The organism is Trichocoleus sp. DQ-A1 (assembly GCF_039961955.1).
GTDB lineage: Bacteria > Cyanobacteriota > Cyanobacteriia > Cyanobacteriales > FACHB-T130 > FACHB-T130.
Map to the genome: position 1 here is coordinate 136,351 of NZ_JAMPKE010000004.1, position 26,199 is coordinate 162,549.

23 protein-coding genes and 1 tRNA gene are annotated in these 26,199 nt (G+C 45.7%); 16 read left to right on the forward strand and 8 right to left on the reverse strand.

All coding sequences use genetic code 11. The features are described from left to right. The first annotated feature begins 185 nt into the window (after positions 1 to 185). The 4 genes from clpB to NDI33_RS06310 all read left to right on the forward strand — a co-directional run bounded on the left by clpB (position 186) and on the right by NDI33_RS06310 (position 4,852). Positions 186 to 2,813 (forward strand): ATP-dependent chaperone ClpB, encoded by a 2,628-nt coding sequence (gene clpB, locus NDI33_RS06295; RefSeq protein ID WP_190412691.1) that lies wholly within the window; start codon positions 186 to 188, stop codon positions 2,811 to 2,813. Positions 2,814 to 3,132: 319 nt separating this feature from the next. Beyond that, entirely contained in the window at positions 3,133 to 3,909 is a 777-nt protein-coding gene (locus NDI33_RS06300) for a class I SAM-dependent methyltransferase (protein ID WP_190677737.1), read from the forward strand. 15 nt (positions 3,910 to 3,924) lie between these two features. After that, positions 3,925 to 4,269, forward strand: a complete 345-nt coding sequence (locus NDI33_RS06305) for a cupin domain-containing protein (protein WP_190412689.1) — start codon at positions 3,925 to 3,927, stop codon at positions 4,267 to 4,269. A gap of 79 nt (positions 4,270 to 4,348) precedes the next feature. Next, positions 4,349 to 4,852 carry a hypothetical protein gene (locus NDI33_RS06310; protein ID WP_190677739.1) on the forward strand — a complete coding sequence of 168 codons (504 nt, stop codon included), beginning with the start codon at positions 4,349 to 4,351 and terminating at the stop codon, positions 4,850 to 4,852. A 267-nt stretch (positions 4,853 to 5,119) separates the two neighbouring features. Here NDI33_RS06310 and NDI33_RS06315 read toward each other — a convergent pair whose 3' ends face one another. The 3 genes from NDI33_RS06315 to NDI33_RS06325 form a co-directional block, all read right to left on the reverse strand. After that, entirely contained in the window at positions 5,120 to 5,650 is a 531-nt protein-coding gene (locus NDI33_RS06315; protein WP_190677742.1) for a hypothetical protein, read from the reverse strand. A gap of 137 nt (positions 5,651 to 5,787) precedes the next feature. After that, on the reverse strand, positions 5,788 to 6,864 hold the full coding sequence (locus tag NDI33_RS06320; RefSeq protein ID WP_242033236.1) for a hypothetical protein: 1,077 nt from the start codon (positions 6,862 to 6,864) through the stop codon (positions 5,788 to 5,790). 531 nt (positions 6,865 to 7,395) lie between these two features. Continuing rightward, positions 7,396 to 8,229, reverse strand: a complete 834-nt coding sequence (locus NDI33_RS06325) for a rhodanese-related sulfurtransferase (protein ID WP_190677744.1) — start codon at positions 8,227 to 8,229, stop codon at positions 7,396 to 7,398. Between the two features lie 172 nt (positions 8,230 to 8,401). Here NDI33_RS06325 and NDI33_RS06330 point away from each other — a divergent pair. From NDI33_RS06330 to NDI33_RS06350, 5 genes are all read left to right on the forward strand, one after another. After that, positions 8,402 to 8,474, forward strand: a tRNA-Ala gene (locus NDI33_RS06330). Between the two features lie 299 nt (positions 8,475 to 8,773). Further along, positions 8,774 to 10,051 carry a family 10 glycosylhydrolase gene (locus NDI33_RS06335; RefSeq protein WP_190677746.1) on the forward strand — a complete coding sequence of 426 codons (1,278 nt, stop codon included), beginning with the start codon at positions 8,774 to 8,776 and terminating at the stop codon, positions 10,049 to 10,051. Between the two features lie 561 nt (positions 10,052 to 10,612). Beyond that, entirely contained in the window at positions 10,613 to 11,509 is an 897-nt protein-coding gene (locus NDI33_RS06340; protein ID WP_190677747.1) for an AraC family transcriptional regulator, read from the forward strand. Positions 11,510 to 11,630: 121 nt separating this feature from the next. Beyond that, positions 11,631 to 12,116, forward strand: a complete 486-nt coding sequence (gene petD / locus NDI33_RS06345) for a cytochrome b6-f complex subunit IV (RefSeq protein ID WP_190429071.1) — start codon at positions 11,631 to 11,633, stop codon at positions 12,114 to 12,116. Positions 12,117 to 12,361: 245 nt separating this feature from the next. Continuing rightward, positions 12,362 to 13,135, forward strand: coding sequence for an EcsC family protein (locus NDI33_RS06350; protein WP_190677749.1), 774 nt, complete (start codon positions 12,362 to 12,364; stop codon positions 13,133 to 13,135). A 113-nt stretch (positions 13,136 to 13,248) separates the two neighbouring features. Here NDI33_RS06350 and NDI33_RS06355 read toward each other — a convergent pair whose 3' ends face one another. Beyond that, on the reverse strand, positions 13,249 to 13,950 hold the full coding sequence (locus NDI33_RS06355; protein ID WP_190677751.1) for a Crp/Fnr family transcriptional regulator: 702 nt from the start codon (positions 13,948 to 13,950) through the stop codon (positions 13,249 to 13,251). 329 nt (positions 13,951 to 14,279) lie between these two features. Here NDI33_RS06355 and NDI33_RS06360 point away from each other — a divergent pair, with 329 nt between their 5' ends. The 4 genes from NDI33_RS06360 to NDI33_RS06375 all read left to right on the forward strand — a co-directional run bounded on the left by NDI33_RS06360 (position 14,280) and on the right by NDI33_RS06375 (position 17,378). Further along, positions 14,280 to 15,014, forward strand: a complete 735-nt coding sequence (locus tag NDI33_RS06360; protein ID WP_190536274.1) for a glutathione peroxidase — start codon at positions 14,280 to 14,282, stop codon at positions 15,012 to 15,014. 279 nt (positions 15,015 to 15,293) lie between these two features. Next, positions 15,294 to 16,436 (forward strand): class I SAM-dependent methyltransferase, encoded by a 1,143-nt coding sequence (locus NDI33_RS06365; RefSeq protein ID WP_190677753.1) that lies wholly within the window; start codon positions 15,294 to 15,296, stop codon positions 16,434 to 16,436. A 237-nt stretch (positions 16,437 to 16,673) separates the two neighbouring features. Next, entirely contained in the window at positions 16,674 to 16,958 is a 285-nt protein-coding gene (locus NDI33_RS06370) for a hypothetical protein (protein WP_190412676.1), read from the forward strand. A gap of 75 nt (positions 16,959 to 17,033) precedes the next feature. Further along, positions 17,034 to 17,378: a hypothetical protein gene (locus NDI33_RS06375; RefSeq protein ID WP_190428074.1), complete on the forward strand. Its 345-nt coding sequence runs from the start codon at positions 17,034 to 17,036 to the stop codon at positions 17,376 to 17,378. 123 nt (positions 17,379 to 17,501) lie between these two features. Here NDI33_RS06375 and NDI33_RS06380 read toward each other — a convergent pair whose 3' ends face one another. Both NDI33_RS06380 and NDI33_RS06385 read right to left on the reverse strand, forming a co-directional pair. Then, positions 17,502 to 18,134, reverse strand: coding sequence for a D-Ala-D-Ala carboxypeptidase family metallohydrolase (locus NDI33_RS06380; protein WP_190536276.1), 633 nt, complete (start codon positions 18,132 to 18,134; stop codon positions 17,502 to 17,504). Between the two features lie 123 nt (positions 18,135 to 18,257). Beyond that, positions 18,258 to 19,697, reverse strand: coding sequence for a radical SAM protein (locus tag NDI33_RS06385; RefSeq protein WP_190677755.1), 1,440 nt, complete (start codon positions 19,695 to 19,697; stop codon positions 18,258 to 18,260). Positions 19,698 to 19,806: 109 nt separating this feature from the next. On the opposite strand from NDI33_RS06385, the gene NDI33_RS06390 reads away from it, so the two are divergent. The 3 genes from NDI33_RS06390 (at position 19,807) to NDI33_RS06400 (ending at position 22,677) form a co-directional block, all read left to right on the forward strand. Then, positions 19,807 to 20,277, forward strand: coding sequence for an ABA4-like family protein (locus NDI33_RS06390; protein ID WP_190677758.1), 471 nt, complete (start codon positions 19,807 to 19,809; stop codon positions 20,275 to 20,277). A gap of 125 nt (positions 20,278 to 20,402) precedes the next feature. Continuing rightward, positions 20,403 to 21,089 carry an ROK family protein gene (locus NDI33_RS06395; RefSeq protein WP_190677759.1) on the forward strand — a complete coding sequence of 229 codons (687 nt, stop codon included), beginning with the start codon at positions 20,403 to 20,405 and terminating at the stop codon, positions 21,087 to 21,089. A 79-nt stretch (positions 21,090 to 21,168) separates the two neighbouring features. Next, complete coding sequence (locus NDI33_RS06400; protein WP_190677762.1) at positions 21,169 to 22,677, forward strand: TldD/PmbA family protein; 1,509 nt, start codon at positions 21,169 to 21,171, stop codon at positions 22,675 to 22,677. A 137-nt stretch (positions 22,678 to 22,814) separates the two neighbouring features. Here NDI33_RS06400 and NDI33_RS06405 read toward each other — a convergent pair whose 3' ends face one another. Further along, on the reverse strand, positions 22,815 to 23,300 hold the full coding sequence (locus tag NDI33_RS06405; RefSeq protein ID WP_190677764.1) for a type III secretion system chaperone: 486 nt from the start codon (positions 23,298 to 23,300) through the stop codon (positions 22,815 to 22,817). Positions 23,301 to 23,398: 98 nt separating this feature from the next. Then, positions 23,399 to 25,882 (reverse strand): DUF4157 domain-containing protein, encoded by a 2,484-nt coding sequence (locus NDI33_RS06410; RefSeq protein ID WP_242033237.1) that lies wholly within the window; start codon positions 25,880 to 25,882, stop codon positions 23,399 to 23,401. Positions 25,883 to 26,199 lie beyond the last annotated feature (317 nt).

Below are 26,199 nucleotides of genomic sequence, written 5' to 3' on the forward strand. Positions count from 1 at the left end.
GGCTAGAAGTTGAAGCAGAAGCCCAAAAACGGACGGAGATACCTATCTCAAAAGCCGTGAACACCGATCCTAAGAGTGTAGCCAGTCTACTTACAATGACTGATAGGGACAGCCATAAGTGGGATGAACTGCAAATTTCTGTATGTTATGGGTGTCTCTAGGGTTTATTAATTGAGTAACTCCTTATGCAACCAACCAACCCCAACCAATTTACAGAAAAAGCCTGGGAAGCCATCACTCGCACCCCAGATATTGTTAAATCTGCCCAGCATCAACAAATCGAAAGCGAACACTTGATGAAATCACTGCTGGAGCAAGAAGGACTCGTCAGCAGTATTCTGAACAAAGCGGGCGTAAATGTGTCGCGAGTCAGAGAACGCACCGAAGATTTCATCAAGCGTCAGCCAAAAACTTCCGGCAGTAGCACCTCAGTTTATGTCGGACGTAGCTTAGATTCTCTGCTGGATCGGGCTGAAGCATTTCGCAAAGAGTATGGAGACGATTTTATCTCCATCGAACACATGATGCTGGCTTATCCCAAAGACGATCGCTTTGGTAAGGCTTTGTTTCAAGAATTTAAGCTGGACGAAAACAAGCTAAGAACTATCATCGCCCAAGTTCGCGGGAGCCAAAAAGTGACTGACCAAAATCCAGAAGGCAAGTACGAATCCTTAGAAAAATACGGGCGCGACTTGACAGAATTCGCTCGCCAAGGGAAGTTAGATCCGGTAATTGGGCGCGATGATGAGATTCGCCGCACGATTCAGATTCTGTCTCGTCGCACCAAGAATAACCCGGTGCTGATTGGGGAACCGGGGGTAGGTAAAACAGCGATCGCTGAAGGTTTGGCACAGCGAATTGTCAGCGGGGATGTGCCGGAGTCGTTGCGCGATCGCAAACTGATTGCGCTGGATATGGGTGCTTTGATTGCGGGTGCCAAATATCGGGGTGAATTTGAAGAACGCTTAAAAGCTGTTCTCAAGGAAGTCACCGATTCTCAGGGCAGCATTATCATGTTCATCGATGAGATTCACACCGTTGTTGGTGCAGGTGCGACTCAAGGCGCGATGGATGCGGGGAACTTGCTCAAACCGATGCTGGCGCGGGGTGAATTGCGCTGTATCGGTGCCACAACCCTGGATGAATATCGCAAATACATCGAAAAAGATGCGGCGCTAGAACGTCGTTTCCAACAAGTTTATATCGATCAGCCCAGCGTAGAAGATACGGTTTCGATTCTGCGGGGATTGAAAGATCGCTACGAAACGCACCATAACGTGAAAATCTCTGATAGTGCGTTAGTGGCTGCGGCTACTTTGTCTACTCGATATATTAGCGATCGCTTTCTCCCAGATAAAGCGATTGACTTAGTAGATGAAGCGGCGGCGCGATTGAAGATGGAAAGTACCTCTAAACCAGAGGAACTCGACGAAATCGACCGCAAGATCCTCCAGTTAGAAATGGAACGGCTATCTCTGCAAAAAGAAAGCGATCCTGCTTCTAGAGAACGGTTACAAAGACTGGAAAAAGAACTTGCCGATCTCAAAGAAGATCAACGAACCCTGAATGCACAGTGGCAAGCTGAAAAAGATGTTCTCGAACGCCGCAAAACCCTGAAAGAAGAAATCGACCGGGTGAATGTGGAAATTCAACAAGCGGAACGAGAATACGATCTTAACCGAGCGGCTGAGCTGAAATTCGGCAAGTTAACCGAGTTGCAACATCAGCTAGAAGAGACAGAAGCCCAACTCGTTCAAACTCAGCATAGTGGTAAGTCACTTTTACGGGAAGAAGTCACCGAGTCCGACATTGCTGAAATCATTTCCAAGTGGACGGGTATCCCCATCAGCAAACTGGTTGAATCGGAGAAAGAAAAACTTCTGCAATTAGAAGATGAACTGCACAAGCGCGTGATTGGGCAAGCCGAAGCGGTGACAGCAGTTGCCGATGCCATCCAACGGGCGCGTGCTGGTTTAGCCGATCCAAATCGCCCGACGGCTAGTTTCATTTTCCTTGGTCCCACGGGCGTCGGGAAGACAGAACTCGCAAAAGCCTTGGCAGCTTACCTGTTCGATACCGAAGAAGCCTTGGTACGGATCGATATGTCTGAGTATATGGAGAAGCACAGCGTCTCTCGCTTAATTGGTGCGCCTCCCGGCTATGTCGGTTATGACGAAGGCGGACAGCTGACAGAATCCATTCGGCGTCGTCCCTACGCGGTGTTGCTGTTCGACGAAATCGAAAAAGCACACCCGGATGTGTTCAACATCATGCTGCAAATTCTTGATGATGGTCGCGTCACCGATTCTCACGGTCACACCGTAGACTTCAAGAACACGATTATTATCATGACCAGCAATATCGGATCGCAGTTCATCCTAGATGTTGCTAGCGATGAATCCCGTTACGAAGAAATGCGGAGTCGGGTGATGGATGCGATGCGGACAAGTTTCCGTCCGGAGTTCCTGAACCGAATCGATGAGATTATCATCTTCCACGGCTTGAACAAGCAGGAATTGCGGCAGATTGTGCAGTTGCAAGTCAAGCGACTCGAATCACGCTTGAGCGATCGCAAGATGTCCCTGAAACTTTCCGATGCTTCCCTTTACTTCTTAGCGGAAGTCGGATACGACCCCGTTTATGGAGCGCGTCCGCTCAAGCGTGCGATTCAGCGGGAACTGGAAACGCAAATCGCTAAAGGGATTTTGCGAGGCGAATTCAACGACGGCGACACCATCTTTGTCGATGTGGAAAATGAGCGCCTTGCCTTCAAGCGTCTCCCTGCTGATTTACTAGCTACTCAGTCCAGCTAATTGACGCTTAGTTAACCTTTTCCCTCCCAGGAAAGGGGCACTCGATAGGGGAATGGCAATGCCATTCCCCTACAAAACGTGAACTTTACTAATTATTGAAGCCACAATTCTAAAGAACCTCACCCCAAACCCTCTCCGTTTACGGAGAGGGGCGAATATTGAACCCCTCCCCGTTCGCGGAAAGGGCAGGGTGGGGTGGAACCGTACTGTATCCCATAGAGAACTGGTATAGATAATTCTCCCACTATGAGCTAGCTCAAAGACTTACTTGAACCTTCCTGTCAAAGTGAAGATATCACCACACAGGAGGGTCAAGGAAATGACCAACGCTACCCTCGACTTCCAAACCGCCACCGGACATCAAGTTCTAGCCGCAGCCGGCAAGAAAATGTTGCGACCCGGCGGACGAATTGCGACAGAGCAATTGTTTGAGTGGGCAGACTTCCAAGCAGGTGAGACGGTTCTGGAATTAGCTTCTAGTTTTGGCTACAGCGCGATCGCTCTGGCTCAACGCTACGGCGTGCGGGTGGTCGGCGTAGAGAAAAACCCCGAAAGTGTAGCCCGTGCCCGTTCCAACATTGAGGCGGCGGGGTTAACAGGTCAGGTGGAAATCATTGAGGGCGATGTGTTCCACCTGGAGGCTATCTCCGAACAGTTTGATTATATTTTGGCAGAAGCAATTCTAACCATGCAATCTGTACCAGGGAAAGCCAGGATTTTGGCTGGGGTGCGCGATCGCTTGAAGCCAGGAGGCAAATTTCTTTGCCACGAATTACTCGCCCGTAACCAGGAAGCAGAGATTCATCAAGCTTTAGCACAGGTAATTCGGGTCAATTCTACCCCGTTATCCCAGGCAAATTGGCTGGCTGCTTGTGAAGCTGCTGGACTGCAAGTACAACAGCATCAAACCGGGTCAATGGGTTTGTTGAATCTGCATCGGGTACTTCAAGACGAAGGCGTTATGGATACCCTCCGGATTCTGTGGAATGTTCTGACGCGCCCAGCGCTGCGGAAACGAGTTTTGGCAATGCGCCGTGTCTTCCAGCAATATCAACAGGATTTGGGTTACATCGTCCTGCGTGCAAAACGCGCCTAAAAAAGTGAATCAATCATGACTAATACACTGATACCTCATCCATCTTTAGCGATTCAATTGTCAGAAAAGATTGAGTATCCCCAGCAGGGAGTCCTCAGCAAAGTTTTGCTTAAAGATTCCTGCTGTCAATACACGCTGTTGTGTCTAGCCGCAGGTACAAATATTTCTGAACACTCCTCGCCTCGAAATGCAACCGTCCACGTCATTGAAGGGCGAGGGCTATTAACTTTGCAAAGGCAAGAAATAGCACTTGAACCGGGCGGTTTTATCTTCATGCCTGCCAATGCTCCCCACGCTTTGAAAGCCGAAGAAAATCTAGCTTTTCTGCTGACGCTTTCGGAAAATCCCCAACAAAAATAAGTGGCGACTAACTGAGGTAGCTCATAGTCCCACCATCTTCAAACTGCAATACTAATACTCAGTCACCAAGAAATTAACCATGCTGAATACCTTTACTCAACACCTCAATCTCTCGACTTCTGAAGTAGAAACCCTACTCTCACTCAGCTTGCAGGATTTGCTCAACTCGCCTGCAATTCAGCAGAAACTAGATAGTTTAAATATCTCGTTGCTGCAACAAACTTTGCCTATAGCAAAGACCGTTTTGGAAGACAAGCTCCCGCCTTTTTATGATTGGCTCAAAAACGAGTTAAAGGTGCAGCGCGTCCCAGATGGTCCCGATCATACGACTCAATGGGTGGTTAATTTTCTAAAGCGTCAGGAAAGCCTGATGCGCTTAGTTGAGCTGCATCGTCCCGTTCCCCGTCCCGCTCTAGAACGCTCAACTCCTCGCCTGGTAGGATTATTTGAGGCTGTAGAGGATGCCCAAGTGCGTCAGGAATGGCAAACAGCGATCGCTGCTTTGTGTCTCGTACTTGCAGTTGATGCCCGCGATCGCGATCGAGTTGGTGTTGGCGATCGCGTTCGCCAAGTAGTGGCCTAATTTTGTTGAGGGTGGCTGCACTGTAGCCGCCCTCTTTCAGACTTTGCTCTTATCTCCAGTGCGGTAAGAAGAACAAACCATAAAACCAGTAAGCGATCGCATCTCAACCACGCCACCGGAAGCTAAAAAGCGTCCCTCTCTCAACTTGCAAACTTGGTACAGGCCGAGGTTTTACTGATGCATCGATGACACAGCACAATCGTGATTCTTTTATCTAGTTTCTAATTCTTGGCTCAGTTTCTCTGGTTTGTTCTGGCAATTTTCACCTCAGTTAACACCCATAAAATCAACTCGTCTTTGAAAATTTGTCTCAACAGCAATGCAAGTATTTAATACATCTAATATGTTTTTGCGGAGCGCTCTCTCTAAAGAGTATTTGCGTTCTTTGTGTTGAAATTTTGATAATTGATAAACAAACAGAGTAGCTGCTTGATAAATTACTTTTAATTCATAGAGTGAATCAACTTGAGAGATATTAATTGCTAAAACCCGAAGTTGATAACATATTTCTTTCGCTTCTTCTTTTGTTGCGCTGTGGTCTTGATAGTAATAGTTAAAGGTTTCTGCTAAATACTGTGCGTGTTTAGCTGTATTTTGAATTTGATGCTGTGCATTTTCAACAGGAGCAAGAAACTTATCAAGTAAAAGCTGCTGTACATAGGCATCGCGAAGGCTAGAATCAGCAATAATTTGAAGTTCTTTCATTCGCTGTTCATGCTTTCTTTGCTTCTCAGCATAAACTTCTTTGATAAGAGTCTCAAACAAGCCTGTCAAAGGATAAAATGCACCAGCAGCCATATTTCCTATCATATTTAAAGACTTCTAGAATTATTGGTTAACTAATTAGCGCGATCGCTCCCACCGTTCATTCAAAATTGGAGATTTTTTAGTAGGAGCTGAGCGCGTATAAACTGAATTTCACAAAGAGCGATCGCTTATCCCAAAGCGTCAAAATTCAGAATGGTTTGCTCAATCTTTTGGGTAAATTTTACCAGTTCTTCAGTAATTCCAAAAAGCTTATCCGCACGGATGAAGATTTCCCAGGCGCGAACGCACATAAAGCCGATACCAATCACTGCAAGAGGAACAGCAGCGTAACCAAGTAGAGCCGCAATTGGTGGGAAAATTATACAGATGCACATCAAGATGCCTGTAATTACACCACCAGCTAATCCAGCTTTTGCTGTTGAAATAGCAACGTTACGAATTAGCTCGTCTTGCGTAATTTTTCCTTCAGCAAAGGACAGTGAATTTTCTAAAGTTGAGAAAACAAGTTCAATCACCGCTGCTACCAAAGCACCTTGAACAACGGCTCCAATTACTTGCTCTAAACTTGCTTTGAAAGCTGCATCGCCAAGGACTTTACGTGCTGCTGCAAGTTCTTCAGGAGTCATATCAACTCCACCACGAGATCGGTTGATTCTAAAGTTCTCGAAAATGCCGTTTGATGCTTCTTTTCCTCCACCGTTAACGTGCGCTTTTATATGGCTCCAATCCTTATCGCTGCAAAACTCGCGAATCGCCTCATATCCTTGAGCGCGAATTTGTGCTGGAATCGTCTCATACACCTTGGCAGCTTCTTGAACATTACGAATGCCTTCGCGTACCCCAGCTCGGTAAAATTTCAGTTGTAAGTTGTGAGGTAAGTTCTCAAATTTAATATTATGAGCAACTTTGAATGCCTCTTGTGCAGCAATTGTTGCAGCGCCAGTAACGGCGCTAGAAGTTTGTTGAGCCTCAATAATTAAATTACTCGCAGCTTCTTGGGTTGTTGAGATCGCCTCTGATACTGCATTTTGAGTAGTTGAAACAATCTCTGATGCTGTTTTTTGAAACGTAGAAGCTATGGAAGTGACTGAGTTGGAAACCTCTTGAATTGCACTATCTGTAGCCTCTTGGGTTGTTGAGATTGCCTCTGATACTGCACCTTGAGTAGTTGAAACAATCTCTGAGGCTGTTTTTTGGAACCTAGAACTTACAGCTTCCATTTCCTGGATATTAATTTTAAACATTTATTCGCTAATTAAAAAACTTAAACCAATTAATATGTATAACCAGTATCTATACAATGCAGCTTAAATGAAAGAGGCGCGAACGCCTCTTTCATTCCCTGGAAATACTGGGCAATTTCACTCTAGCCTTGTAACATCCAACACGAGTTAACTATATTGAAAGCTACTATTTGTGAAACCGTCAAGGACGGCAAATCAAACTTCATTAAAACTTCTAAAATATTGAATTATGTACGGAAATTATCCGCCTAAGTAAAATTTCCGTGAAGCAAAGCTATCCCGCAGGGAATCGCCCATCTTCTCTTGTGCAAGGATAAGAGCGATCGCTATTTATCCATGTCTGCAATGCATGGAAGAGATCGCGCTTATATCGCTCTTATACCCACCAGGATAGGGCGAACAGACTTAGCACTCCAAGCTGATGTCGCAACAAGGAAAACACAGCCGCTTGCAAGGTAAGCTTTGCACTGCGATCGCGTATCCTGAGAATCTGCCCAAATTAATTTGTCGCCACCTTTGTTACGGTGCTACCTATTTTTCCTGGGTGAAGCGATCGCAACAGTAGGGACAGCAAATCCCTTGCTGATAATCAGGCGAAGTTTGATCCGCTTCGGAGATAGGATGACCGCAACGAGGGCACATTTCATGCGTTCCTATCTCCAAACCCTCGCGTACAGCAACCCGTTGATCGAAGACAAAGCATTCCCCTTGCCAGAGACTGTCTTCTGGGGGAACTTCCTCTAAATACTTGAGAATGCCGCCTTTGAGGTGATAAACCTCTTGGAACCCTTGAGCCATCATAAACGATGTCGCTTTTTCGCAGCGAATCCCGCCAGTGCAGAATAAAGCGACCTTTTTATGTTTGCTGGGGTCGAGGTTATTGCGAACATAGGTGGGAAACTGCCGGAATGAGGCGGTTTTAGGATTTTGCGCTCGTTTGAAGGTGCCAATCGTTACCTCATAATCGTTGCGGGTGTCAATAATCGTCACCTCTGGATCGGAAATCAGTTCATTCCAGGCTTGCGGACTGACATAAGTGCCAACGCGATCGCTCGGATTGATTTCCGGCAATCCCAAGGTGACAATTTCTTTCTTCAACCGCACCTTCATCCGGTCAAACGGCGGAGAATCGGCATAAGACTCTTTATGCTCCAAGTCAACTAGGCGCGGATCGGAGCGTAAAAATGATAAAACTGAGTCGATTGCTTCACGAGAACCCGCGATCGTCCCGTTAATACCTTCTGCTGCCAGCAGAATTGTCCCTCTAATACCCTGTCTTTTGCAGTGCGACAATAAGGGGTCTTGCTTATCGGCAAAATCTGGCAACTTGACAAATTTATAGAAAGCTACAACAACTTGGGTCATTTCCCCACTCAACAGCAATGAGTAAAAATGTTTTACGCTGGTTCATCACCTAACCTAACAGAGTAAGCTTCTGTGATGATATGCATCTAAATATTTCTTCCTCTACCCCCTTCCCTAATGGAAGCAGATGAGCTAATATAACAAAAGTGTCTGAAGTTCCGACTTCAAGTTTGGGGGTTTAGCTCAGTTGGTAGAGCGCCTGCTTTGCAAGCAGGATGTCAGCGGTTCGAGTCCGCTAACCTCCATTTATGTACGTTCGCAAATTAAATGTCGTAATTCGCAGATTAATGTCGTTTAACGACGTTGTAAACCAATTCGTGTCATTTAATTAATTCTGACAACGATGAACGCAGTCTTAGGACAGGTTGTTGGTTTTCGTCGCCGCAGTGATGCGGAATTAAGCGATCGCGAAGTGAAGTACCTTGATATACCACCATTCTCTCTAAATTCTTCCTTCCGCGCTTCCAGAGTATCGGTTAATACAAGCAAGCCTCAATTGAGTCAAGAGAGTTACTCTCCGAGTTGAACAATCACCCTTGTTATCATGCCACCTAAAAAAGAAAATAATGGATGTGGATGTGCGAGTATTCCATTTTCATTAATCATCGTTTTGTTTGGGGTTGGTTATTGGGGTTTTAGGCACCTAGATCGTCTAGATATCAGCCAATTTTTGCCTAATAATCAACAAAATAATCAACAACCAACGACTCCTATTTTGACCCCTGCGCCTAGCCAGGGTGTAACAGTTGTCAAATCGCCCCTTCCACAAGCAATTCCGACTGGCACACCAACAACAAAGCCACAAGTTATACCATTACCTGTTACAAATTCGCCCCTTCCGCAAGCGACTCCGACTGGCACACCAATAACCAAACCACAAGTTTCAGCATTACCTGCACCCCCCAAAAATTCACCATCACCTCAAAATCCTTGGGAGAAAAAGAAAATAAGGGGAATTTATTTAAGTCGATATCAAGTAACTAATAATGCTAGCGAAAGAACGATTCGCGAACGAGTTCGTTATTACCGCTCTCAAGGAATCAATACAATTATTCATGGAGTGTGGGGGAATGGTTGCACGATGTATAACAGTGAGGTGATGCAGCAAACCCTCGGATATAAAAGTTGTCCTAACCAATTTCAAGATCGATGGTTAGATTGGCTGATTGATGAGGCGCACAAGCAGGGAATGCAAGTTCACGCCTATTTTGAGAAAGGCATTAAAATTGACAAAAATAGCCCAATTTTTGACTTGGCAATTTCTAAACGATGGATTGTGCCTGGGGTAGATAAAACCTACGCTGGCATCGATCACTACTTACTGGATGTGGAACTCCCAGAAGTTGCTAATTTCTTCAAAAAGATATCAGTAGAATTTGTCAAAAAGTATCCCAATATCGATGCGGTTCAGTGGGATGATTACCTTGGTTATCATGCTGAATTACCCGGAAAAGTCGATCGCACCGCCCATTTGACTAATTTTGTGCGGCAAATGAGAGCTGATATGAAGAAAGCTAACCCCACGGTTAGTTTCGATCTTTGCCATCATAATCCTTATTGGGGTAAACGTTATTTTGCGGCTGATTGGCAGAATTGGAATGTCGATCGAGTTTTCATTCAAATTTATAACGATACTAACTTCAACCAAGAGCTAGATTATGCCGAAAAGTATGAGGGAGTAGCTATCTCAGACAAGCAGATGTATCGCTTAAAAGAACTGGTTAACAACCCTAAAATTAAGAGTATTTTAGTGTTTCCATCCTCTGGAAAACCAGAAGAGACTGCTGCTCTTCTCAAAAATGCTATTCCAGTCACTAAGTAGGGCAATGATTTCCGCAGTTTGCCTCTAACTTCTTGACGATACATGATTGAATAATTTAAGCTTTCTCAGCAGCCCCAAAACGGAAAACTGAGAGAATGTTTACGTAACGCCTGCTTCCAATGGTTCTGTAACTGTGAAAAGTAACGTAAGAAGCAAGTGCGATCGCCCTTCTTTCTGCCCAAGGATGATTGCGGATCTTCAATAATTTTAGGCCTAGAAGGACGCGATCGCATCTTTCTATAAATGTTTCAAAACGTGTGGGCAGAAGCCCACCATACAACAAAACTAGCTATTTCTTCCAGGGGAGTTTAGTTCCCATTTCAGTCAGCGCCGAGAAGATGAGATATAAGACAAGTACGCCAACACCGGCAAGAAAAAGAACGATATCGTTGTCCATTCTGGTAGCAGAGTAAATAGTAAGCACCGAATCAATAATCGCAAAAAAGGTAACTCTAAACATAACTGCTTTCAAATTTTCTTTTTATGGCTAAAGTGTCCCAGTGTCACATTCCTTCAGTTAACCCCATAAACTAAGGATAGCCATGCAAAGCCATACCAGTCATGCCAAAAGCTCAACTACCGAATATCGATCTCACACAAGAAAAAGTTTGGAAGCAGCTTGTCCTAAACGCACCTGTACTCTCAAGTAACACTTCTGCTTGGTCAGGTATTCACTTCGCGTATCATCGGCAGTCTGCTCACGAACTTCCGGAATGTTGCTTTGCCCAGCATATTATCACTATCTGTGTTGGGCAATTCGAGATAAGACTAAAAAGAAATGGACACTGGCAGAGTGAGCGCTATACAGATGGTGATGTTGGTATTTTTCCCGCCAATCAATCAGATTTAATCGCTAAATGCGATCGCAAAGCTGAGTTTATTAATCTTTATCTTGAACCAGTAACATTTGCTCGTGTTGCGTATGAATCAGTTGATGCCGATCGAGTAGAGATAGTGCCGCAATTCAGAGTACACGATCCGCTGATTCAACAAATTGGCTTATCACTGAAAACTGAACTTGAATCCGGTGGAGTAGATAGTCGTCTGTATGCTGAGTCTATGGCAACTGCTCTCTCGGCTCATTTGCTACAGCGATACTCTGTCAAGCGATCGCTCGTTCGAGACTACACAGGCGGATTACCGCTTCACAAGTTAAGAGAAGCGATCGCTTACATCAACGACTATTTATACCAAGACTTGATGTTGGCTGAAATTGCCGCCACTGTTCAGATGAGCCCACATTACTTTGCCAGCTTGTTCAAACAATCTACCGGATTTGCACCGCATCAATATGTAACCAAATGTCGGATTGAGAAAGCTAAATTGCTCTTAGCAAGGCAGGATTTGACAATTGCAGAAATACTTCAGCAAGTAGGTTTTAAGAGTCAGAGTCACTTCACCAGAGTCTTTCGTCAATATACTGCAACTACGCCAAAGGCATACAGAGACGCTCTCTAAAATTTTTGGAAGATTAGAACATTTTCAGAAGAATAGGCAAGACAGCAATAACAAGCGATCGCTAAACTCAACAGCCATAAGCAAATAACTTGCTTTACATAACAGCAGTGGAGTTTTTGTTATGACAGGAATCAAGAAGAAACCCGATCTGAGCGATCCAAAACTGCGGGCAAAGCTAGCTCAAGGGATGGGTCATAACTACTATGGAGAACCTGCTTGGCCTAACGATCTGCTTTATATTTTTCCAGTAGTGATTTTAGGAACCATTGCATTGTGTGTAGGGCTGGCAGTTCTCGATCCGGCGATGGTAGGAGAACCGGCAAATCCTTTTGCGACTCCTCAAGAGATTTTGCCAGAGTGGTATCTCTACCCAACGTTTCAAATATTTCGCGTTGTTCCTAACAAACTATTGGGCGTTGTACTCAATGCTTCGATTCCCTTGGGCTTAATCGTAATTCCTTTCATCGAAAATGTTAACAAGTTCCAAAACCCATTCCGTCGCCCAGTTGCCACAGTTGTTTTCTTAGTGGGTACCTTAGTTACACTCTGGCTAGGAATTGGTGCTACTTTACCGATTGACAAATCCCTGACTTTGGGTTTGTTCTAAAGTTGCTGAAGCGTGGCAGTTATTTCAAAGCGATCGCCTTCTGCACCAATTTTTAGCAGAAAAAGAGCGATCGCTAATTATTCTAAACTTCCTAAGCTTGGTATCTGTAAAAAACTGAGCGATGAGACTGGGGACTGAATTTCAGACTTTTAGAAGATTCAATCACTATCAGAGGATAGAGGCTACTGAGTCTTTGCCTTTTATAAAGTAGGTTTCAGTCTAAAGTTTAAAAGTGACCAAAATCTATGGCAGTACCAGGCAAACAAGGTTCAAGCACAGACCCAATGAGTGAAGCGATCGCTACAGCAATTCAGTTTGCTAAATTGGCTTCTGATACATTGCAGTCTACTGCTGAAAACGTTACCAGTACGACTACTGCCGTAGGAGAAACGGTTGGATCTGCGGCTGTGCGCTTCGTGGAGCAGGGAACGGAAAATGTGGGCAAAATCGTCACCCCAATCGCTGAAAATCCAGTCGTGAAGTTTGCTGCCAAGGTTCCAGGCATCAATTGGTTAACGACTGCATTGGGTCAAGTTGATGCCCAAAAAGCTCAGAATGAGGTAAATAAGCTCCGACAAGAATATCCTCTAGAAAGCTCTGAGCAGCTTGCTCACCGAATTATTGTTGACACTTCCCTGAAAGGTGGGGGTGTTGGATTACTCACTAACTTCGTGCCTCCGATAGCGCTCACTCTGTTTGCAGTCGATGTGGCAGCGGTTACAGCGCTTCAAGCAGAGATGATCTACCGCATTGCGGCTGCATACGGTTTTCCGTTAGAAGATCCAACTCGACGAGGCGAAGTTCTAGCCATTTTCGGTTTGTCTGTTGGCGGTTCTGGAGTCCTGAAAGTTGGACTAGGCTTTATCGAACTCTTGCCTGTAATCGGTGCTGTGGTTGGAGCGTCGAATAACGCTGCATTGCTTTACTCGCTGGGATCTGTCGCCTGTCGATTCTACGAAGCGAAAAGAAAGTTCAAAGCTCAAGCTGAGGGGAATGGTGTTGGGAGTATTGCTAGCTAGTTCCTAAAAGCGCTTGTTCAGTAAAGAAGAAAAGGTTTCATGACTCTCTTGGTTGGGCGATCGCAAAATAGCTACCAACTCCAGATTGGGCAAACTTCACCCCCACTTATTCGTTACTCGTTAATCATGCCAGAAGCGATCGCTTCCAATTTCTGTGCATCATGCACCGTAATTTTTCCGCCGCGACTGTAAGCCATAACCGGCTTCAAACTTTTAAATAGTCGCACGCACTCCTCATAGGTAATCCCAATACTGCGAGCCATTTGATAATAAGAAAGCTTCTCCTTCAAACACTGACCTTCCGCCGCTGGAGAGGTACCATATCGAGTTGCAGAATACTGAATCAATCTAGCTAAGCGCACAATTGCCCGCTCAGAAACCAATCCATGCACCGTTTCATGGAGTTGTTGCAGCCTAGAATTGAAAACCATCAGCATTCGTAAGGCAATTTCCGGGGTTTGCTGAATCGCTTCTAGCAGCGCATCTCTTTTTACCGTCAGAATCTGAGAATCACACTCAGCAGTGACGGTTGCTGGAGCAATTCCATCACCCAATAAGGCGGGAGCCGCAAAGATTTCTCCTGGTGGCAAAGTACGGAGAATCGTTTCCTTGCCGGTTATTGCCGTTTTAACGACTTGTAAGGAACCGCTCAGGAGAGCATATAGCTTTGCAGGAAGGCGATCGCCTTCCTGCATGACAATCTCTGTTTGGCTGTAGTGCTGCACCTGCGTGTGGGGTTGTAAACGCTCTAATTCTGGCAAAGTTAAATCTACAAAAACCAAAATTCGAGAAAGCTGTTCGACCGTTGCCTGCATTTTTTCTGAGCTTTAAGAAGACGATAAGACGACAAGAAAATCATGGGAGCATTCCCACCCAATGTATACGCCATGTATACGCCCACACCCTTCAGGGCGGGGCTGGCGCGTCCAAAGGCTGCTGGGAGCCTGAAGAATTTTAGCCTGCCGGGAGCAGGCTTCGTTTATGTAGCCCCACGCTTCAGAGTCAGGTTTCCCAGTTTTATCCAATTTTTCTCTAGCCGTGAAAGCGAGTTAAAAAAGTTTTTGCCTTGACAAAATGTAGTCATAATGAGTACGCTTAATAGAAGTTCATCATTCAGATCGCTTGTAGTCAAGGAGTGAAATTCATGTTTCCTAATCGAGAAGGACAAAAAGTTCCCAACGTCACCTTCCGTACTCGCCATGACAATGAGTGGGTGAATGTGACGACTAACGACTTATTTGCTGGGAAGACAGTGGTTGTTTTCTCGCTACCGGGTGCTTTTACTCCGACGTGTTCATCAACCCATCTCCCTGGCTACAACGAGTTGGCTAGAGTCTTTCATGAAAATGGCGTTGATGACATTATTTGTATTTCCGTCAATGATGCCTTTGTGATGAATGAATGGGCTAAATCCCAAGAAGCAGAGAATCTAACTCTGCTACCCGATGGAAATGGTGAATTCACCGAAGGCATGGGAATGCTGGTTGATAAAGCTGAGTTAGGGTTTGGGAAGCGGTCGTGGCGTTATTCCATGCTGGTGAAGGATGGCACGATTGAAAAGATGTTTATTGAGCCAGTTGTGGAGGGAGACCCCTTTGAGGTGTCTGATGCCCAGACAATGCTCAACTATATCAATCCTGAGGCAGCAAAGCCTCAGATCGTTTCCCTGTTCACAAAAGTAGGTTGTCCTTTCTGCTCTCGTGCAAAGGTGATGCTGAAGGAGCATGGGTTGGATTACGAAGAAATTGTCTTAAGCAAAGAAATTACTACTCGCTCTTTACGGGCTGTCACAGGCGGAACAACGGTTCCCCAAGTATTTATTGATGGCAAGTTGATTGGGGGTTCTGAGAAGCTAGAAGCTTACCTCAGTGCTAGATAGAAGAAGGCAAAAAACAGCCAGTCACCTCAAGTAAGCGATTCTGTCCTTAACTGAGTCCTTAACTGAGGAAAGAGCGATCGCTTCTAGATTTTGTCCTAGGCGCGATCGCTCTCGCATTTATGTTGGTTAGCGATCGCTCCTATGAGCGTAACTTCCGGGGAAAGCGATCGCTCCTATGAGCGTAACTTTCGGTGAAAGCGATCGCTTACCTACACCAAAACCCCTGAAAGCTAACGATAACTTGTTAGAGTAAACAATAAGGGGTTAGGAAATTAGGATATGGATACACAATTCCAACACCGGATGTTACCTCAAGCGACCCATGACGAGTTAGCACGCCAAAACTTTGTCAATAGCTTAAAAGGCTACCTGACCAGTCAGATTACCCCAGGAAATAAAGCAATTTACGAGAAGCGGCTTAAACCGCAGTTTGAGCAGGAGCATCAGCGATCGCCTCAAGATCGGCATGAAGTTCGCCGTCTGATGCAGCACGAACCTTATTACCGAATGTGGGGTGCGTTGCGGCGTACCACTCAAGAGATGATGTGGGATTCAGTCAACACGAGCGTCGATCGGCAGCTTGGCGATTTGATGGAGCAGGCGCGGGTTAAGAATAGCTCTTTGGGTTCTTTAACCTTGAATGCCGATTTGAAAATACCTGCGTACCACACCGCAGTCGATATTCACTGTATGCCGGGTGGATACCATAGCGAATATACCGAAGACGATATCGCAGCCGGGGCTGTCTACGATCGCGGTGTTTATGTTTATGTAATGGGTCGTCTGGGACCAATGAACGACGACATGGGGCAGTCTGTGGTTCGTAATTATCTACAGCCGCAGCATCCCAACTTGCGCCCTCGAAAAATTCTCGACATCGGATGTTCCGTCGGTCACAGCACGCTTCCTTATGTGGATGCTTACCCAGAAGCTGAAGTTTATGCGATTGATGTAGCGGCACCGATGCTGCGGTACGCTCATGCAAGAGCGGAGGCTTTGGGTAAGCGAGTACACTTCTCGCAGCAGAATGGTGAGTCTACAGATTTCCCCGATGAGTCGTTCGATCTGATCGTCTCCCATATTTTGTTGCACGAAGCATCGCCACCAGCGATCGCGAATATTCTGCGCGAATGCTATCGACTATTAGCACCGGGTGGACTGATGGTTCATGTGGAAGCTCCCCTTTATCAAAACATGGAACCCTACAGCGCCTTCATGTTTGATTGGGAAACGCAAAATAACAACGAACCTTGGTGGAGTGCCATGCGCGATCTAGACTTGGTAGCGCTGACTAGCCAAGCTGGTTTTGAAGCAGATAAAATTACCCCAACTGTTGCTGCTACAGGTGGCTGGAAAGGCACATCCCAAGGAGGCGGTTTTGGCAGTCGGGGCAATTGGTTTCTCTTGGTTGCCAGTAAATAAGTCACCAGTGATTAGCGATCGGTCATCAGTGATGAGTGAGTAACGACTGACTAAAGACTCGTCATGAGACTTCTGGTAAAAATCATCGACTGGTTGATTTGATTGGGTAAAAAAGAAGGAAAAAATAGTTACTTTAACCTTTCCCCGACTTCTATAAAAAGTCTATTTCCAGCATTTTTTACCCATTTGTCAAAAACGAAGAAATACAAATAAAGTTATTCAAGAGAATTTGTAGTAATGGCAAAAAAAGCTAAGGGAAAAAAACCTATTTATTTTGAAAATCCCGAAAGCGACAAGTTACTGGCAATGGTTTTGGCGCTAACTGGGGAAGTCTCTGTTCTACACGAACGTCTCGATACAGTTGAACGGTTGGCTCAAACAAAAGGTCTGATTTCGATTGAAGAAATTGAGAATTACCAGCCAAGTGAGCAGGTAGAACAAGAGAGAGAACAGTGGCGACAAGCCTATCTCGATCGAATTCTACGGGTTGTCAAAGAGGAACTGGATACATTAACTGAATAAGCAGAATATAAAAGTCACAAATCCTAAATTTATAGATTGAGATTGAGCAGATTTAAACTTGTTCCAGGTATCTTGATGATGAAACGTTGGTTGAACTGGGTTGTATTTGGCACTAGCCTACTGGTGACGCTGCCGCTAGGAGCGATCGCTTCTGCTCAAAGTGTCATTAACAAAGCCACTTGCACCTACAATGGCAAGCCACTTTACGGCAAAATAAAAATTGTTGAAAGCTTGCCAGATATCAAGGTAAAGATTGTCTCATCCTCCCCGGATTTAATCGTCGAACCTGTCACCGCTTTTCCCCAACGGTGCGGTCAGTGGCAATTTGTTGAATCTTTTCCCGATCTCAAGGTGCAGATTGTCGAGAATTTTCCCGATATCCAGATTCAGTTTGTCAATAACTTTCCCGGCGTTCGGTAAGAAACTAACACGGCGTGCGACTTTCTGTATTTCTGCCTCTCTTGCCAAGGGAGGTTAAGAAAAGGTTGCACACCGCGTAAACTAAGAATTAAAAATTGAGGCTTTTTAATCTTTAATTGTTCCCTAGCCTGGATATTGTGCTTGCCAGCGTCGCTGGGGACCCATGTCCAGATGCAGCATATAGGGCACATACATATAGGTCGCTAAACCGCCTTCCCACCAATCCAGCATCTTTGCGAGCTGTCGCCCGGTGTAGCCCTCCACCCTGAAATCAACAGCACCGCCCGTCATCGGTTGATTTTTGGACGCGCCATGAACCTTAGCCCCAAAGGGTTTGTGATGATACCAACTGGTGATCAGGAAAGGCTTACCAATCTGGTCTCTGGCAACTTGTAGCTGCTTGGCAAGAGCGATAATATTCTCCACGACTTCTAGATTTTCGGGGAGATGGCGATCGCCATTAGGAATCGCGTCTGCCCACGTCAAGTCACCACCCGCAATGATCGGATCGTTCAGATGAATTTCTGACGAAGACGAATAGGTTGCCAAAGCCAACGGTTGACTACTTTTGAGTGTCAGTTTCTCCATCGCTTCCGGGGCAAGATCGGGGCTAGGGCCATTTAATAAAGCTTGGTGAAACTTCTCTAACTGCTCTGGGTGATTATCTTTGAACCATTGCTCAAGCTCATCAATCGCATGATTTTGATGCTCTAAATTCTGATAAAACTTAAAGGCATTTGTTAGTTTGAACTCCATCTCGGTCGATCCCTCCAGCGGGCAATTCCCTAAATACCAGCCTACCGCGCAACCTGTACCACTATTCTCTTGTTTCCCATCTGTAGGTCAGGGAAAACCCGCTCTGGAAGATTATAGAGACTTTTATAAAACTGGCATCTGCTCTTGTAGAACAGCTGCCTCCTCCTTAAAAGGTAACTTTTCTCGGGGTTGCGGGGATGGATGAGCGCCAAAACTGGTTAAAACACTTTCCAAAGTTGGCAGGCATTGAGTGACCTTTTTCGCCCGAATGATCCCGTCCCAAACTGGCTCCAACTTCTTCCACGCCCCAGCATAGACCAAATGCCGCATCCGGTCAGACCAACGATCCTTAGCCCAAGCACCTTGGAAAATATTACTCCAACGATAAAAATCTCGATACGCTTGCCAGTAGCCTGCCTCTAGCACCTCCGGTGTCATCTTAGTTGGCTTGTAGACAACATGACGAGTATCGTATAAATCCCAGTTGGAATGAGTAATTCGTCCCTGCGCTGCCATGCGTTTGTACAAAGCAGTATCGGGATAAGGCGTCAAAATGTGAAACGTGGCAGTTTCCAATCCCTGTTGCACCGCCCATTCTACCGTGCGCGCAAACACGGTTTCATCATCGTCATCCATGCCAAAAACGAAGCTAGCATTCACCATCACGCCCAAATCCCGCAAACGGCGAATCGCAGCGCTGTAATCTCGATTGAGATTTTGATATTTATGCTGTTCTTTGAGATTCGTCGGGTTAAGGGTTTCAAAGCCAACAAACAAGCTGCGTAAGCCACATTCAACTGCTTTTTCCAACAATCCCGGCTGCAAGATAGATTGTACCGTTGCGGCTGCTTGCCACACGCGCCCCATCCCCTTCATCCCCTCAAACAACGCGGCGGCGAATTCAGCGTTGCCAAACAGATGATCGTCGAGAAAATAAAGATGATGCCCTGGTAGCCGCTCAATCTCAGCCAGTGCATCGTCTACAGGTTGCGTGTAGAAAGATTTGCCGCCTTTAAAGAAAGCTTCTTTGTAGCAAAAATCGCAGGTGTGAGGACAACCCCGCGAAACGACAATGGAGTTCGGAATTAAGTACAGATGGCGCTTAATTAAATCGCGGCGAATGGGAGGAACGCCGAGGAGCGATCGCAGCTTCGACTGATACACTTTACCAGGGTGTCCCGCCCGGAAATCTTGGAGAAATTCAGGCCACGTATCTTCACCAGGACCCAGGAAAATTGTATCCGCATGGGCAGCAGCTTCTTCTGGAAGGGAGGTAACGTGCAATCCACCCAGACAAATGTATGCGCCTTTTTTACGGTAATGGTCGGCTAATTCGTAAGCTCGGTAAGCTGAGGTGATATAAACCTGAATCACCACCAAATCTGGCTCATCATCTAAATCCAGTCGCTCAACGTGTTCGTCTTGCAGGATAATTTCATCATCTTCGCTGAAAAAACTGGCAATCGTCGCTAATCCCAGTGGCGGAAACAGCGAATATTTAATCGGTCGCCAGTGGGGGCTGAGTGCTTCAGTCAAAGCCGGTAAAATCATTTTGACCTTCATTCAGAAAGCTCCTGCGACGATTGGATTGGGTTTCTGGGCACCGATTCTAACCGGCAATCTGCTTAACAGTCGCTTACGATGACGATAGTCAGGTTAATTCTTCATATCTATGACAATTACTCAATTATTCAATGGCGCGAATCTGTTTGTTCTGCCTTTCTGGGCGCTAATGATTTTCCTACCCAACTGGGGCGTGACGAAGCGGGTGATGGAATCTTATCTCCCCTTTGTGGCTTTAGCAGGTTTATATGTGTATTGGTTTTTTACATCCATTACACCGGAATCTGCTCAAGCGATGTCCAATCCTCAACTCGCGGATATTGCTCAATTCTTTGCAGACGAGAAAGCTGCTGCGATTGGGTGGGTTCATTTTCTGGTAATGGATTTATTCGTTGGTCGCTATATCTACTGGGAAGGACAGCGTACTGGTGTCTGGACAATCCACTCGCTGGTGTTGTGCTTATTTGCAGGGCCAATGGGACTGTTGTCTCATATTTTGACAACGTGGGTGACAAATAAGTTTTTCTCCCCACCTGGAACCGATTCTGCAACTGCCTCGACTCCAACTTCACAGGCGTAAGAGAATTTTAGATTTTGGATTACAATCTAGCGGTGTAAAAAGGTTAGTTTTAACATTTGCACGAGTCGTAAATTGTCAATCTAAAATTCGCAATCAATTCATTATCAAATAGAGAGAATAGATGTATGCGTACCCTAGCGGTTGACATTGGCGGCAGTGGCATCAAGGTGATAGTCTTAGACGAAGCTGGAGAGCCACAGACCGAACGTAGTCGAGTAGAGACTCCAGCTCCAGCCAAACCGGAGCCTGTGATTGATGCGATCGCAAGTCTTGCTGCCGCAGCAGGTGAATTTGACCGCGTATCTGTTGGTTTTCCAGGTGTTGTGCGCGACGGGGTGACGAAAACGGCGGTTAATCTAACTCCAGAGTGGATTGGATTCGATCTGGCAACCGTGCTGAGCGATCGCTTGGGCAAGCCGGTGCGGGTGGCAAATGATGCCGATATTCAGGGAATGGGGGCAATTTCCGGCAAGGGTGTTGAGTTGGTCATTACCCTTGGCACCGGCTTTGGTTCCGCCTTGTTTGTAGACGGGAAACTGGTACCCAATCTGGAACTGGGTCATCATCCGTTTCGCAAAGGGGAAACTTATGAAGAGCAGATGGGACGTGCTGCTTTGGATAAAATCGGGAAGGAAAAATGGAATAATCGTCTAGAAAAAGCGCTCGCGTCTCTTCAACATTTGTTTAATTACGATTCTCTTTATATCGGCGGCGGCGAAGCGAAAAAAATCGCGTTTGAGTTACCGTCAAACACGAAAATCGTGCCCAATGTGACAGGTTTATTGGGTGGAATTGCTTTATGGCGGGATTAGAATGAATTAGAAATGTAAAATTAAAAAAGAGTCTTTTTGCATTTAATTTTACATTTTTAGTTTTTAATTGGAGATCGCTATGGTACAAGCTCCTGCACCCATTTCTGAGGTTAAAACCCCAGGCTATACGACTGAATTGAGCGAACTCGCGATCGACCTGATTCGGAAAGCTGGGTGCGAGTACGGAGATGTCCGCTTTTGCTCCTACCGAACTCAGAATCTTTATGCACGCGATCGCTCTTTGAGCAATTTGTCAGACAATGTCAATTCTGGCTTTGGGGTGCGGGTGCTGCTAGATGGCGCTTGGGGTTTCGCTGCCAGCCATAACAAAACTCCGGCAGAAGTTGCCAGAATTGTTGCTTTAGCGGTAGACATCGCCAAAGCCAGTCGCCTTTCCCAACTAACGCGGGTGCAGTTAGTTCCTGTTGAAGCGCACCGGGATACTTACATCACTCCGATCCAGATTGACCCCTTTACGGTGCCAATTGCTGAAAAGGCAGAACTGCTGCTGAATGTGAACGAGCAGTTGTTGAATTATGGCGATCGCGGCATCAAAAAAGCCTATTCTTACCTCAGCTTCAGCCGCGAAGACAAAACCTTCGCTTCTACAGAAGGTTCTCTGATCCAGCAGACAATTTATCGCAGCTATCCGGGATTTGGCTGTACAGCGATCGCCAATGGCGATGCTCAAAGCCGCAGCTACGAACGTCCGCCCTTGAACATCGGTTATGAGCATATCGATCAGTCAGATATCCTCAGCCAAGTCGATCGGGTTGCTGAAGAAGCGATGGAGAAAGTTCACGCGCCAGTTGGTCCTTCGGGGGTTCGTTCCAGCTTAATTCTCAAGCCGACTAACTTATTTTTAACCATTCACGAATCAGTCGGACATCCCACAGAACTCGATCGCGTGTACGGCTACGAATCCAACTTTGCAGGCACCAGTTTTGCCACGACTGATAAATTGGACAAACTGCAATATGCCGCGCCTTGGGTGAATTTTAAATGCGATCGCACTCAGCCGGGAGGACGCAGTACCGCAGGCTACGACGATGAAGGCGTTGCTTCACAAGATTGGTACGTTGTCAAAGATGGCATTTTAGTAGACTATCTAACAGACCGCGAAACTGCCCATCGACTCGGACGCCCCAGCAGTAACGGTTGCGCCTATGCTGATAGTTGGTCAAGCGTGCCGATGGTTCGCATTCCTAATTTAGGGCTAGAGCCAGGGTCAGAGGGAGGCAGCCACACCGCCACTTTAGCCCAGATGATTGCTGACACCGAAGACGGGATTTTAATCGACGGGATTGGCAGTTTCTCCATCGATCAACAGCGCCGCAATTTCCAATTTGGCGGCGATGCTTTCTGGAAAGTCGAGAAAGGGAAAGTGGTAGGGATGCTCAAAAATGTTACCTACCATTCAATGACAACTGACTTCTGGAATAGCGTGGATGCAGTTGGTCCCGCCTCAGAATGGATGCAGTGCGGTGCTAACAATTGCGGTAAAGGCGAACCGATCCAAATTGCCCAAATGACTCACGCCTGCGTACCCGTGCGAGTGCGCGATATTCAGATTGGCAGTTCCTCGTGATTTGAAATGGAGATGCGATCGCATCCCTATCATCTTCAATTTCTAAGGCGATCGCTATCTTCCTACAGAAAAAGTAGATTATTTTTTCTAATTTTAGATAATTTAACAGCAAAATTCCCGAAAACTCTGCCAATTATTTAAGAATTTTCCTCTGAATGAATCGGTGCTAACGATATTTCAGAACTAGCCATATTATTAATTTCTGGAATAGCAGATAAAACTGCCGAGATAAATTTTTGAAATAAACGTTTAAATTCTTCTGGTGCGATCGCATCCAGCATCCAATGATGAACTGCCACTAGCAGATCGCTATCGCCGACAACTGCGATCGCAAAACTCAGACTAGAAACCTGTTCGGCATAAAATTGCCTGTGCAATAAAGCGTCTAAAAATTCTCGGCTTAGTTGACCGTGAACCGCTGCTAAAGGTGATAACAAAGTAAAAAACTCACCCGTTTTTGCCATTCTTATTTCTACCTGCAACTGTCCTCCCGACAACTTAACGATTGAAGGAGGAAAGGGGAGCGAAATAGTGCAGCCACCCGATTCATCTAAAACTAATTTAGGTGAAGTATCTGGCTTACTTATTGCTGCTAAACCAGCATTTACATCGTCTTTCAGCAAAATTTTGACCTGAATAAAATATAGTTTTTCCTACTATTGACAGCAGAAAAAGCAAATTCAAATCATTAAGTAGAAACGCGATCGCTAATCGAACGAACCTACCTACCCCTACGCCTTCTAGAGTTATTACCCATTTGCTCTAATTCTGCTAACCTTTCGGGATCAATATTAGATAAAGCTTGGTTAGCTTGCTTGTCTTGGATATCTTCCCGTCCGCTTAAGTCTTCAGCAATTTTATCGCTAACAGCGGGAACATAATTCCCGACAAAACCATGTCCCTTAGTTTTACCCACGCTATGAACTGTTGATTTAGCGTGTCCTCCCGTACCAATAGCAGAGTCTATCCTGCTACCAATGTGGCTATAAGTCCCGACGGCAAAACTAACTGGGTCAAATCCACCCACATATAGGTCGGTTTTTAATATTGAAGACGGATGCTGTACAGCATTTCCGGCAAAAATTAATTGGATATAAGTATTCATATCCTCCTTAGCGCGATCGCTAGCCATCCTCTTAGCTGCTTCCTCTCGCGCCGCCGCCGCTAATATTTCTGGGTCTATACCTAGTCCCATATCATTTTCTTGATAGAACAGAGCAAAATCTTGATAGATTTTGAGAACTGCGGGGTCTTGTCTTGCTAATAATAGATATTCTTGTTGCAAAACTTCGTGTACATTTCTAACTGCATTGTCAGTTTTAATCGTTCCTCGGCTGTGAGCAGAAACAGTAACCCGTGTTTTGCGGCGCACCGCATCTAGCATGATTTCTTCCTGCTTCTCTGTTGCTTCGTCGTCAACTTGGACTTTTCCTTTGAGGCAGTCAATCAGATCGGCTACCACACCACCCCGTTGAGCGCTATAGGTGTAAAGAACATCTATGGCATTCTGTCCTAATGCGGCATCGTCTTGAGCATCTAGCGCTTCGTTGACTGATTCTTGCAATGCTGCGGCGCTTAAAAGTCCCGATTTTGGCGCTACTTGCATACCATTGATATGAGTTACAGAGGGGTACCAATCTCCTAGAGAGACGGGTTGTGGATAGGGTGCTACGCGAGGTGCTTTGCCGTTAAAACCAGTCACCAAACCCATTGCGAAATAAACGACTTTCCCATTTCCTAATTGCGTGCGCTTAACCTCCTCAATTATCCGATTTGGCGATCGCCCTGACACTCGATATTGCTTGCTGTCAAAATCACTAAAATTGCTGCCTTTGCCAACACTTTGTTTCTCAGCAGAAAAAGCTCCACTTCGGCTTCTTCCTTCCGCTGGAGCCTGCTGGTCATTATCTTGAAGTTTCAGGCTAATTTCTGTCTGCTGTTCTATAACTTGGTCGCGCAAGCTAATAACGCCCGATCTTCTAGGATGCAGATCTGAGAATTTATCTAGACAGCGATCGATTGCCTCTAATAACTCACCCAGCAGAATGCTATCTGTACCTGCCTGTTGTACTTTCTTCAGTGCTTCATCAACTTTTTTTAGTTCGGATGGACGACGGGAGAAGGAAACCGAAGTTGCTGCTTGAAACGCTTTCACTCCCATAATTTCTTTTGCTTGAATGAGTGGCAGTTCCCCAGTCTGCGTATCATTCAATCTCATGATTTGAGAGCCAGGGGACAATTCAGATGATTTCTGTATTTGCCGCTGTACCTGACCCCCATTCTGCTGCACCACATGAGTTAACTCGTGCGCCAACAATTCTTGTCCCCCGCGGCTCCCTGGATTGTATTCCCCCTGCCGAAAAAAGATATCTTGACCCGTAGTGAAAGCTTTAGCTTGAATTGATTGATTTAGCTGGTGAGATTGGGCATCAGTATGGATTTTGACACTGCTGAAGTCTGCGCCAAATGCCTTTTCCATTGGTTCTCGGATGCTTTCCGAGAGGGATTGTCCGCTACCTTTGGCTTGTTGGATGGATGTTTCCAGATCCGCTGTTGCAGCCATTCCATCCGCTCCAGACTGACGCTGCACTATTGGCTTCATCTGGAGTTCGTCTTCTTCATCGAGTTGGGGCGTATCTTGCCGCTGGATGCTGCCTTCTGGTTTCTGCTGGAGTTTTTCCTCCTCATCCAGTTGGGGCATTTCGTCTCGCTGGACAGTTTCACCCGAAGCTGACTGTTTAGGCGCAGGTGCGTTATTAATCTGACTCACGACTTGAGCCGCTACTCGATCTGCCTCTTGTTCGTACCGATCCCCTGGTTCTCCAATCGTCAGTTTTGCCTGAATTGGTTGGGGTGTTGATATTTGGCGGGGAGCAAATAGGTTGGGGATTTCCAATAAGTTAATGCCTTGGCGTTGCGTACTTTCTCTTTTCTGCTGCCAAAAGGCATCCATCTTTGCCTGTAATACCGTTAGTCGTTCCTGTCCCTCTGGCGTTATGCTGCCTAGTTTCGCCTGTATTTCTAGCCCGGTCGCCTCAAACTTATGCTGGTCAAATGCTTGATTTTCTATTTCCTGCTGGGTAGGAGGCAGCTGCGAATCAGGTTTTGGTTGGCTTGCAAAAGAGCGCGACTGAATGCTGTGGCTGTTTTTCTGGTTAGAAGCGGGATTCCAAGAAGAAGATTTTCGTATTCTTTCGTAGGTCATCTCTCGCCTCTATTCCAGAATTGCAAAATAATATTTCTTTCTTGTCAATACTATCTTTAGTACCTTGTTTTAGCATAAATGTAATATTTTGTAACTAGAATAAAGCAAGCTGGGATAACCTATTGGGATGTAAAGATAGAAAACTCACGGACATCAGAACGACTGACTGTTGCAGCGTTGCTGAATTTACGAATAATCTGGCACTCTGGAATAGAGGTTTTAATTATTTTGTTGATTGGCATTTGAAAAGCCTCGCACCCGAAATCAAAACGCGATCGCATTGCTTCATCCCAGACTTAACCATCCACAAATCTCAG

What these genes read in the sequence shown, in the direction of transcription:
- clpB (WP_190412691.1), top strand. Translation starts at nt 186, where the DNA reads ATGCAACCAACCAACCCCAACCAATTTACAGAAAAAGCCTGGGAAGCC.
- NDI33_RS06300 (WP_190677737.1), top strand. Translation starts at nt 3,133, where the DNA reads ATGACCAACGCTACCCTCGACTTCCAAACCGCCACCGGACATCAAGTT.
- NDI33_RS06305 (WP_190412689.1), top strand. Translation starts at nt 3,925, where the DNA reads ATGACTAATACACTGATACCTCATCCATCTTTAGCGATTCAATTGTCA.
- NDI33_RS06310 (WP_190677739.1), top strand. Translation starts at nt 4,349, where the DNA reads ATGCTGAATACCTTTACTCAACACCTCAATCTCTCGACTTCTGAAGTA.
- NDI33_RS06315 (WP_190677742.1), bottom strand. Translation starts at nt 5,650, where the DNA reads ATGGCTGCTGGTGCATTTTATCCTTTGACAGGCTTGTTTGAGACTCTT.
- NDI33_RS06320 (WP_242033236.1), bottom strand. Translation starts at nt 6,864, where the DNA reads ATGTTTAAAATTAATATCCAGGAAATGGAAGCTGTAAGTTCTAGGTTC.
- NDI33_RS06325 (WP_190677744.1), bottom strand. Translation starts at nt 8,229, where the DNA reads ATGACCCAAGTTGTTGTAGCTTTCTATAAATTTGTCAAGTTGCCAGAT.
- NDI33_RS06335 (WP_190677746.1), top strand. Translation starts at nt 8,774, where the DNA reads ATGCCACCTAAAAAAGAAAATAATGGATGTGGATGTGCGAGTATTCCA.
- NDI33_RS06340 (WP_190677747.1), top strand. Translation starts at nt 10,613, where the DNA reads ATGCCAAAAGCTCAACTACCGAATATCGATCTCACACAAGAAAAAGTT.
- petD (WP_190429071.1), top strand. Translation starts at nt 11,631, where the DNA reads ATGACAGGAATCAAGAAGAAACCCGATCTGAGCGATCCAAAACTGCGG.
- NDI33_RS06350 (WP_190677749.1), top strand. Translation starts at nt 12,362, where the DNA reads ATGGCAGTACCAGGCAAACAAGGTTCAAGCACAGACCCAATGAGTGAA.
- NDI33_RS06355 (WP_190677751.1), bottom strand. Translation starts at nt 13,950, where the DNA reads ATGCAGGCAACGGTCGAACAGCTTTCTCGAATTTTGGTTTTTGTAGAT.
- NDI33_RS06360 (WP_190536274.1), top strand. Translation starts at nt 14,280, where the DNA reads ATGTTTCCTAATCGAGAAGGACAAAAAGTTCCCAACGTCACCTTCCGT.
- NDI33_RS06365 (WP_190677753.1), top strand. Translation starts at nt 15,294, where the DNA reads ATGGATACACAATTCCAACACCGGATGTTACCTCAAGCGACCCATGAC.
- NDI33_RS06370 (WP_190412676.1), top strand. Translation starts at nt 16,674, where the DNA reads ATGGCAAAAAAAGCTAAGGGAAAAAAACCTATTTATTTTGAAAATCCC.
- NDI33_RS06375 (WP_190428074.1), top strand. Translation starts at nt 17,034, where the DNA reads ATGATGAAACGTTGGTTGAACTGGGTTGTATTTGGCACTAGCCTACTG.
- NDI33_RS06380 (WP_190536276.1), bottom strand. Translation starts at nt 18,134, where the DNA reads ATGGAGTTCAAACTAACAAATGCCTTTAAGTTTTATCAGAATTTAGAG.
- NDI33_RS06385 (WP_190677755.1), bottom strand. Translation starts at nt 19,697, where the DNA reads ATGAAGGTCAAAATGATTTTACCGGCTTTGACTGAAGCACTCAGCCCC.
- NDI33_RS06390 (WP_190677758.1), top strand. Translation starts at nt 19,807, where the DNA reads ATGACAATTACTCAATTATTCAATGGCGCGAATCTGTTTGTTCTGCCT.
- NDI33_RS06395 (WP_190677759.1), top strand. Translation starts at nt 20,403, where the DNA reads ATGCGTACCCTAGCGGTTGACATTGGCGGCAGTGGCATCAAGGTGATA.
- NDI33_RS06400 (WP_190677762.1), top strand. Translation starts at nt 21,169, where the DNA reads ATGGTACAAGCTCCTGCACCCATTTCTGAGGTTAAAACCCCAGGCTAT.
- NDI33_RS06410 (WP_242033237.1), bottom strand. Translation starts at nt 25,882, where the DNA reads ATGACCTACGAAAGAATACGAAAATCTTCTTCTTGGAATCCCGCTTCT.